General features: G+C 63.4%; 10 protein-coding genes and 1 pseudogene. 3 read left to right on the top strand and 8 right to left on the bottom strand.

Annotated elements, in window-relative coordinates; genetic code table 11:
• The 3 genes and pseudogenes from BLQ77_RS29590 to BLQ77_RS27710 all read left to right on the top strand — a co-directional run.
• Positions 1-190 (top strand): annotated as a pseudogene (locus tag BLQ77_RS29590) (hypothetical protein); the annotation flags it as partial.
• Between the two features lie 81 nt (positions 191-271).
• Entirely contained in the window at positions 272-1381 is a 1110-nt protein-coding gene (locus BLQ77_RS27715; RefSeq protein WP_089964281.1) for an IS110 family RNA-guided transposase, read from the top strand.
• A gap of 273 nt (positions 1382-1654) precedes the next feature.
• Positions 1655-2047, top strand: coding sequence for a LysR substrate-binding domain-containing protein (locus BLQ77_RS27710; protein ID WP_089964280.1), 393 nt, complete (start codon positions 1655-1657; stop codon positions 2045-2047).
• Positions 2048-2110: 63 nt separating this feature from the next.
• Here BLQ77_RS27710 and BLQ77_RS27705 read toward each other — a convergent pair whose 3' ends face one another.
• The 8 genes from BLQ77_RS27705 to BLQ77_RS27670 all read right to left on the bottom strand — a co-directional run.
• Positions 2111-2440 (bottom strand): DUF4387 domain-containing protein, encoded by a 330-nt coding sequence (locus tag BLQ77_RS27705; RefSeq protein ID WP_089964279.1) that lies wholly within the window; start codon positions 2438-2440, stop codon positions 2111-2113.
• Positions 2441-2450: 10 nt separating this feature from the next.
• Positions 2451-3809 (bottom strand): acyclic terpene utilization AtuA family protein, encoded by a 1359-nt coding sequence (locus tag BLQ77_RS27700; RefSeq protein ID WP_089964278.1) that lies wholly within the window; start codon positions 3807-3809, stop codon positions 2451-2453.
• Between the two features lie 158 nt (positions 3810-3967).
• Positions 3968-4942 carry a sigma-54 interaction domain-containing protein gene (locus BLQ77_RS27695; protein ID WP_089964277.1) on the bottom strand — a complete coding sequence of 325 codons (975 nt, stop codon included), beginning with the start codon at positions 4940-4942 and terminating at the stop codon, positions 3968-3970.
• A gap of 33 nt (positions 4943-4975) precedes the next feature.
• On the bottom strand, positions 4976-6040 hold the full coding sequence (locus BLQ77_RS27690; RefSeq protein ID WP_165617238.1) for a C45 family autoproteolytic acyltransferase/hydrolase: 1065 nt from the start codon (positions 6038-6040) through the stop codon (positions 4976-4978).
• Entirely contained in the window at positions 6037-7047 is a 1011-nt protein-coding gene (locus BLQ77_RS27685; RefSeq protein WP_089964275.1) for an ABC transporter ATP-binding protein, read from the bottom strand. Before BLQ77_RS27685 ends, BLQ77_RS27690 begins: the two co-directional genes overlap by 4 nt.
• Positions 7044-8039, bottom strand: coding sequence for an ABC transporter ATP-binding protein (locus tag BLQ77_RS27680; protein ID WP_089964274.1), 996 nt, complete (start codon positions 8037-8039; stop codon positions 7044-7046). The genes BLQ77_RS27685 and BLQ77_RS27680 overlap by 4 nt, the downstream gene beginning before the upstream one ends.
• On the bottom strand, positions 8036-8926 hold the full coding sequence (locus BLQ77_RS27675; RefSeq protein ID WP_242661902.1) for an ABC transporter permease: 891 nt from the start codon (positions 8924-8926) through the stop codon (positions 8036-8038). Before BLQ77_RS27675 ends, BLQ77_RS27680 begins: the two co-directional genes overlap by 4 nt.
• Positions 8923-9118 (bottom strand): ABC transporter permease subunit (locus BLQ77_RS27670; RefSeq protein WP_131822094.1); only part of this gene is annotated, 196 nt, incomplete at its 5' end. The genes BLQ77_RS27675 and BLQ77_RS27670, both read right to left, overlap by 4 nt.

The following is a 9118-nucleotide window of genomic DNA, read 5'->3' as shown; positions in this document are numbered from 1 at the left end:
CAGCCTCCCGACTTCGGACCACACGGTCAACAGTCAGTTCGTTCGCTATATGTTCCTTCAAATGTCCATATATGCACGTTCGGGCCTGTTGGGCCAATATTCCATCAGCGATCTCGCTGAGCTCTTTGCCGTCTCAAGACCGACCGTCTACAGGACGCTGCAACGAAATCCGGCCAAAACTCAGCCTTAGACCAGATGAGCGGTTTTTGCGGCGGGCGTGGTGCCTGTGATTTTCTCGGCGAACATGGATTGTTCGACGGAGGAAATACAGATGAACAAGACGCTGTTTGTGGGCCTGGATGTCCACAAAGACACGATTGCTGCCGCAGTCGCTGAGGACGGTCGCGGTGGGGAGGTCCGCTTTCACGGTACCATCGTCAACTCGGCGGATGCGGTGTTGCGGCTGACGAAGGCGCTGGCGAAAAGCGGGAACACCCCTTCCTTTTGCTACGAAGCCGGCCCTTGCGGCTACGGCATTCACCGCCATCTTACCAGGCTTGGCTTCGAATGTGCCGTTGTCGCGCCGTCGATGATTCCGCGCAAGCCCGGCGACCGGATCAAGACCGACCGGCGTGATGCCGTCATGCTGGCTCGTCTGTTGCGGGCCGGTGAACTGACGGCGATCTGGACGCCGGACGAGGAACAGGAGGCGATGCGCGATCTGATCCGCACGCGCAAACGGGCCAAGGATGCAGTAAAAGTGGCGAAACAACAGTTGCTCAGCTTTCTTCTGCGCCATGGGCTGACATATGAAAACGGCAAGTACTGGACGGTACGCCACCGCAGATGGCTCGCCGAATTGCGCCGGTTTCGTTATCCGCATCAGCAGCTGGCTTTCGAAGAACTCAAGCGCGCGATCGACCAATGCGAGGCCCGCGTCGCGACGCTGGACCGAGCCATCGAAGACGCGATCCCGGGGTGGCATTTTGCGCCCTTGGTGGATGCGTTGCGCGCCCTGCGCGGCGTCAACACCACCATTGCCGCGACGGTTGTGGCCGAGATCGGCGATATCACCCGGTTCGACAATCCGCGCCAGCTGATGGCCTGGCTAGGACTGGTGCCGAGCGAGCAGTCCAGCGGCAGCACGACACGGCGTGGCCGCCTGACCAAAACCGGCAATGCTCTGGCGCGCACGATGTTGGTCGAGGCTGGCTGGTCCTACCGGCATCCACCGAAAGAAGGCCATCCCTATCTGAAGCGCTCGGCCCATCTGCCGCAGGAGATCAGGGACATCGGCTGGAAGGCGCAGACCCGCCTGTGCAAACGCTTCCGTCATCTCAGCCAACACGGAAAACCACAGCCAAGGGTGCTGTCTGCGGTCGCGCGCGAACTCGCCGGCTTCATATGGGACATCGCCCGGAAAACACCGCTGCACGCCTGAGCAGGCCGACAGACTGCCTGTGCAGAGCGCTGGAGACGGCGGCCAATGATAGGGGAACCCTCGGCGTACGATCGGATGAATCTCCGGACTTAGACAGAGGCAAGCCCACATCGGATCAGGTAAGGCGGTATCCAGCCCGCGGATGAGAGCATGATAACCATCGGTTCGCGCCTCGTCTCCAGCGCCTGCACAGGCTACAGATTTTGACCATTCCGCGCCAGCGGGCTAGTCTATTCATGCCGGGAAGATCAAAACCGCTCATGAGAGCGTAGGATTCTGCCCCCTCCGGCATCAGACCCCCAATGGCTCGCCTCTGCAGATGCGCTGACCCTTCCGCTGAGCACCGAGCACCACATGGGCGACGCGCGCATGGCACTCGAGGCTGCGATCTACGGTCATGGTGCCGCGATGGGGGATTCGATCACGACGGCGGATCTGCTGGCACGCGGACAGCTGGTTGCCCCGTTTCGCATGGCGGTTCCGGCGGCCAATGTCTTTTACGTCGCCTGCCGGAGCGAAATCCGCCAGCTTCCTGTGGTCGGCGCCTTCATCGACTGGCTGTTCGCAGAGCTGGAACAGGAGCCGCAGCGCCCGCCCGCGCGCACCACTGCATGGACGACACGCCGCAGTTCGTCCCGCAGTCGCAGCAAATCGCTGCCCGGATAGGTTTGTCGGTCCGGGACCGCCAGGCGCGCGGCAGCTCGCCGCGCGCCTGCGCTGCTCATGCCGCTATTGGCTGATGTCCACCAGCATATCGAGGAACGGCGCGTATTGCTGCGCACCAAAGATGTCGCCATCCCCGGCACTGCCCGACGGGCGCTCGCGCAGGATGGTAAACTTGATCGCATAGGCAGGATCGTATTCCACGAAATCGGTGAGCCGGGAGGCATCCACGTTGAGAATGCCGCACACGCTTTCAGGTGTCAGCGCCCTCGATCGTTTGACCAGCTCATAGGTGTCCTTCTCGCGAAAGATGATGTCGAAGGTGATCTTGTCGGTGCCCGCGTTCTTGGAGCGGATCGTCTTGGCCAGATCGGCGAGTTTCTTGTGCGTGTTCATGGTGCTCTCCTCATCCGACAAGGGCGCTGTGGGTCGGAAACAGCTCGAGCGGATCGTCCACCGCCATCGTGTGGTTCAACGTCCAGCGATAGGCCGGGCTGGCCTGCAACACCTCGTCCAGCACGAACGAGACGCCGCCCGCCGTCCCCTTCACGTCGGGCAAACGCGCATAGAACAACTGCCGGGTGCCCGTCATCGTGACCTCCTCGGCCATCTCCTTTGTCGGGGCAATGCCTTGCACCACGACACACAGCTCATGCCCCGGCTGGTCCTTGAGCGGCTCCAGATCTCCCATCACGCCATTGCGGCCGAAGACCGAGTAGTGCAGCTCCCACCCTTCGGTACCAAAGCGTTCTTCGGCCTGGGCACGCGCCCAGGCGATAACCTCGTCGACATTGGCAATCGTATAGGGGTCACGGATGCCCGCCATTCCGACGAACCGCTCGCCGACCTTTCCGGAGCCTTCAAGCTTGACCCGGAACTCGGCGGCCGGCTCGAACTCCATGCCCGTGACGCGGGTCGTCTTGTCCGCGACCTGATCATAGTGGCACGCCGTCATGTCCAGCTTGCCGCCCGCCACGAATTCATGAAAGGGGTTCGACCGCTCATACATCGCGTGACCCGCGACCGAAGCGACGGTGCAGCGCTGCTCGGGCGCCATGGCCGTGACCTCGACATGGTCCGGGGTGATCTCCCCCATGACCGTCTCCTTGGCGCCGTAGGGCTCTGCGCAGAAAGACGCGCATTCGAGCACCTTGCCGAGATAATAACTCTGCGCTTCGGGAAAGCCGCGTGACAGGGCGGCGGCAGCAAAGATCGCGCTGTCGGAACAGCGCCCGCCGATGATCACATCGCATCCTTCTTCGAGCAGCTTGATGAAGGGGTGCACCCCGGCCATCGCCACGATGCGCTGCGTGGCATCCAGCTCGTCCTCGGTCAGCTCCGGGCGCGCATCCAGTCCCGTGACCGCAGAGCCGCCACGGATCTTTTCGCGGACATACTCCTTGTCGACCTCGGAATAGAACCAGCCCAGCTTGAATGCGGGCAGGTTATGTCGCGCCGCGATGTCGCGGATGATCTCGACATACATGTCGACGCGGCTGTTCGTGCCGGTATCGCCGGCAGACCCGATCATCATCGGGACGCCAAGGCGGCGCGCCTCCAGAAGCATTTCCTGCAGGTCGTGTTCCTGCCAGGCGCGGGGGCTGGCGCAACTGTCATTCCCCAGCGGCACCGGGCCAATGTCGTCGCTGCCGGAATCTGCCGCTATGAAATCCGGTTTGGCCGCCACGCCAAGATGAAAGCTTGCCGTCTTCAGCGGGGCGAAGCCGAGATGCCCGTTCGGGCAGATGATCTTGAGCGATGCCATTGGTGCCTCGTATTGCTATCGTTCCACCCGCTTAGATGCAGGTTTCATGCCAGCCATTTTCAGGCGCAACCGCAGGCCACAGCGGCGTTTGCCGGCGGTTTGCGTGCGCTACGCGCGTGCATTTCACGCAGCGCGATGATTGAGGGATATAAGGAAGCTCAGCTTTGCTTGAGGCCGAGCTTGATCAGCTGGTGGCGCAGCGCATGCCGGCTCAGCCCCAGCTGATCGGCGGCGGTCTGCACGTTGCCTGCGGCCTGCTCGAGTGCCCGCAACAGGATCTGACGCTGAAAGGCCGCTGTCATGTCATGGAAACTGCCATCGACGACGGGCAATGCTTCTGCCGTGGCGGCGCTCTCGCGCAGGCTGCGCGGAATACGATCCGGCAGGTGGCTCGGCAGGATCTCGTCCTCGTCCTCAAGGATGAAGATACGCTCAAGCAGGTTCTCGAGTTCGCGGACGTTTCCAGGCCAACGGTAGGCGCGAAAGATGTCGGCCGTCTCGGGATGCAGGCCGCGCACATTGCGACCGTATTGGCGGTTGTATCGTTCTATGAAATGTTCCGCGAGCGTTATGACATCTTCGCCGCGCTCGCGCAGAGCCGGGATGTTCAGCGCCACGACCTGCAGGCGGTAATACAGATCCTCGCGGAATTTGCCCGAGTTGACCTCGGACAGCAGCACCTTGTTGGTTGCCGCGATGAACCGCACATCGACCGAGGTCATCTTGACCGCGCCGACCCTGCGAAACTGTTGCGTATCGAGCAGGCTGAGCAGCTTGGCCTGCAGGGTCAGGTCCATTTCGCGGATCTCGTCCAGAAAGATAGAGCCCTGGTTTGCCGTCTCGACCAGCCCGACCTTGCGCTCGACAGCGCCAGTGAACGCGCCGCGTTCATGTCCGAAAAGCTCGGATTCCATCAGGCTTGCGGGGATGGCCGCGCAGTTGAGATCGACGAATTTGCGGTCGGCGCGGCTCGAGGCGCGGTGGATCATGCGCGCCACCAGGCCCTTGCCGGTTCCCGTCTCACCATAGATCAGGACCGTGCGCACAGGGCTGCGCGCGACGCGCTCGACCAGCTTGCGCAAGGCCAGCACATCGGGATGCGACCCGATCAGCTCGTTCTTGTAATCCGCCATTCCCCTCTCAGCGTCAGCCAACGTGTCTTGCTCCTAGCCGGTGAGATCGTGGGATATCCACTCAGAGCGGCAGGGCGAGCCAGTGCACGCTAGCAGCCCGGGAGCGGCACAGGAATAGACAGCCGAGGCAATTGTTTGTGTGCCATCCGCGGCACCATGCTGGCAAAGGGGTGCGCCGTCTTGCGGGTGTGTCGCCATCACGCTGCAGGCTGCCGCACGGTCCCATGTCCCTGCGGGCAATACGCCTGACAGGAACGAAAACCGCTGGCGTGAATTCGACGCGATGCAGTCGCCCTCGGGCAGCATCGTGTCTTTCTCAAGCGCTGGCGTGACATAGTGATTGGTCCGCAACGACAGGCTGCCCGTCTCGATCTGCGGTCCGGCCGCGCCCAGTTCGACCGTCGCCGTCGCCCCCCCGGCATCGGCCAGCACAAGCGTTCCGCCGCCGGCATGAGGCCGCGACCTGATCAACGCAATGGCCTCGGAAACGGTAGAGCAACGTGCCAGAATGCGGGTCATCAGAAAGTAGCGCAGCCAGCCGACGCCGTGCACATTGACCGCCACCTGCGTGTCGGCCAGGGCCAGCCCCCGCGCGTTGATGCCCGAAGAATAGGCGCCGGGACTGCCCAGACTGCCCAGGCACAGCGTCGCACCGGTCCTGATGTCCGGCCCCGAATGGCGCGCGACGCTCTGAATGCCCAGATGCGTGCCCGAGAAGTCCCGGTTCTTGACCACCAGTGGCCCGTCCGGTCCTGCCCCGGTCGCCCAGGCAGAGCAGCCGTCCTCAAGCGCCGCCCCACCTTTCAGGTCGCGGAGGGTTCCCAGATGGAGGTGGATGAACATCTCGTAGGGATCGAACCCGAACCCCAGCGCGATCCCGTCGAGTTCGGCCATGCCTTCCGGGTCCGTCTGCATATGGAATGCGTGCTGGACCTGCAGATAGACCGCGGCATCCGCGTCCAGCAGACCCTCGGCGCGGGCCGCCTCGACACGCCCCAGCGTCGCCGCGCGCACTTGCGGTGTCATGCCCGCCCGGGCCTGCCCGCGCCCGCGCTCTGTCGCGCTCCCGCTCAGATCAAGCGAAAGCGCTCCGCTCATGCCGGCACCTCGTCCAGAAGCGACAGCTGTTCCGCCAGGCGCAGACAGGCCGCGCTGTGTCCGCGACCGACGGTTTCGGCGACAGGTTTTTTCTGGCGACACGCCTCGACGGCCAACGGACAGCGAGTGTGAAACTTGCATCCGGACGGCGGGTTCAGCGGCGAGGGAAGATCGCCCGTCAGCTGCACGCGCTTGCGTTTTCCTGCGTGATCCACCTCGGGCACCGCCGACATCAGGCTTTGCGTATAGGGATGGCGCGGATTGGCCAGCACCTCGTCCACGGGCCCCATCTCGACGATCTCGCCCAGATACATGACCGCAACCCGGTCGGCGAGATAGCCGATCACCGAAATGTCGTGGCTGATGAAGAGGTAGGTCAGGCTCATCTCGCGCTTGAGTTCAAGCAACAGCGCGATGATCTGCGCCTGGATCGACACGTCGAGCGCCGAGACCGGCTCATCGCACACGATGAACTCCGGATGTGACACCAGTGCCCGGGCGATGCCGATGCGTTGCCTTTGCCCGCCGGAGAACTGGTGCGGATAGCGATCGAGCTGCCCCGGCTTCAGACCGACGCGCGCGGCGATCGCCGCCACCTTTTCCCGCACCTCGGCATCCGTCTTTGCCAGCCCGTGCAGCCTGAGCGGCAGGCCGACAATCTCGGCGACGGTGCGGCGTGGGTTGAGGCTCGCGTAGGGGTCCTGAAAGATGATCTGCATGCGCCGACGCATCGTCTTCATCTGTGCCGCGTTCAGCGCCGTCACATCGGTGCCGTCAAAGGTCACCTTGCCCGTCGTGGGCTCGTGCAGGCGCAGAATGGCGCGGCCGAGTGTGGATTTGCCGCAGCCGGATTCACCGATGAGGCCGAGAATTTCGCCCTTTTCGACGCTCAGGTCTATGTCATTGACCGCGCGCACCGTCGCTTCCCTGCCACCTGCAAGGCGGTTCAGAAGGCTGGGCCTGCCGGTGTAGTGCTTGGACAACCCTTCGAGTTTCAGAAAGCTCATGCATCGTCCTCCCCTGTGAGGATACAGCGTGCGCGGCGCGAAGCGCCGGCGCTTCGCATTTCAACGGGGGTCAGACAGGCCTCTCGCCTCACCGCGCAGCGTGAGTAAAAGCGGCACTGCGGCGGCAGGTCGATCAGATCAGGCACCTGCCCCTCGATCGGGTGGATCGGCTGCCCGCGAAGCGCGGGGCGGGGAATGGATGCCAGGAGTCCCTGCGTATAGGGATGTTTCGGCGCGCCGATCACCTCGGCGGTGGTCCCCTCCTCGACGACCTGTCCCGCATACATCACCATGACACGGTCGCAATGCTCGGCCACCACGCCAAGATCGTGGGTGATCAGTGCCACACTCATGCCAAGCCGGGCCCGGATATCCGAAATCAGCTCGAGCACCTGCGCCTGGATCGTGACATCCAGCGCCGTTGTCGGCTCGTCGGCGATCAGCAGCCTGGGGCGACAGGCCAGCGCGATGGCGATCATGATCCGCTGGCGCATCCCGCCCGAGAACTCGTGGGGATACTGCCTGAGGCGCGTTTCGGCCGAGGGAATGCCCACGAGACCCAGCATCTCGACGGATGTCCTGCGGATCGCCGCACGTCGCGCCGGCCCGCGTTTGGGCAGTGTTTCGTCATGCGCCTCGAGCACCTCTCCAAGTTGCTCGCCGACGGTCAGAGCCGGGTTCAACGCCGTCAGGGCGTCCTGCATGGTCATGGCAATGTCCCGGCCGCGCACGGCCCGCATCTCGCGCGGGGTCAGGCGGCGCAGGTCCTGCCCGTCAAACTCGACCGAACCGGCCTCGATGCGCCCGGGAGATTTGACCAACCCCATGACCGAGGCAAAGGTCACGCTCTTGCCCGAACCGCTTTCCCCCACGATCCCGAGGCATTCGCCGCGCCGGACATCGACATCCACACCGTCCACAGCACAAACCCGGCCGGCGCGCGTCTCGAACACGGTGCGCAATCCGCGCACCTTCAGCAACACGTCTGTCATTCGGAAAACCTCGGATCGAATGCGTCGCGCAACCCCTGGCTTGCCACGTTGATCGCAAGAACCAGCAGCAGGATTGCCAGGCCGGGGAAGGTCGAGACCCACCATGCCTCGAGGATGAAGGCGCGCCCGTCCGACACCATCGAACCCCAGGACGCGATTGGCGGCTGAACCCCAAGACCCAGAAAGGACAGCGACGCTTCGAGAATGATCACATGGGCCATCCGGATCGTCGCGACCACGATCACCGGCGACAGCACGTTGGGCAGGATTTCGCGCAGCATGATGTGCCCGCGCGATGCGCCAAGTGCACGCGCCGCTTCGACATATTCGAATTCCCGTGTGACCAGCGCCTCGCCCCGGACGACCCGGGCGGGGATCACCCATTCCTTATAGGCCAGCGCAAGGATGATGTTCACCAGCCCCGGCCCCATCATCGCCATCAGCCCGATGGCGAAGATCAGGTAAGGAAACCCCAGCAGAATATCCACGAGGCGCGAGATCACCACATCGACCCAGCCGCCAAGATAGCCTGCGGCAAGCCCCGCGAGGATACCGACCGCCGTCGCCACCAGGATCACGGCCAGGCCGATAAAGATAGAAATCCTGGCACCGTAGATGATCCGCGAAAGGATGTCGCGTCCCAGACCGTCGCAGCCCAGCAGATAGGCCCATTCGCCGCCCTCGGCCCAGGCGGGCGGTTGCAGACGGCGGAACAGGTCGGTTTCGGTCGGGTCGTGGGGCGCGATCCACGGTGCAAAGACCGCCATGACGACAAACAGGACCACGACAAGCGCGCAGGCCATCGCGAACTGGTTCGCGGCAAAATTCGAAAGGTTGCGACGGAAGATGGATTCCGAAACACCGGGCGTATCGGCTGTCACACTCACAGTTTCACCCTCGGGTTCAGCACGGTGTAGAGCAGGTCGGCGATGAAGTTCAAAAGCACGTAGGTGACGGCATAGAACAGCACTGCGGCCTGTACGAGCGGGTAGTTGCGCAGAAAGATGCTTTCAACGACCAGCCGCCCGAGCCCCGGCCAGCCAAAGACCGTTTCCACGATCATGTTGCCGCCCAGAAGG

It is taken from the genome of Salipiger thiooxidans (genome assembly GCF_900102075.1).
Lineage (GTDB): Bacteria > Pseudomonadota > Alphaproteobacteria > Rhodobacterales > Rhodobacteraceae > Salipiger > Salipiger thiooxidans.
The sequence above is the reverse complement of the archived record's forward strand: the minus strand, read 5'-3'. Positions and strand labels throughout refer to the sequence as shown.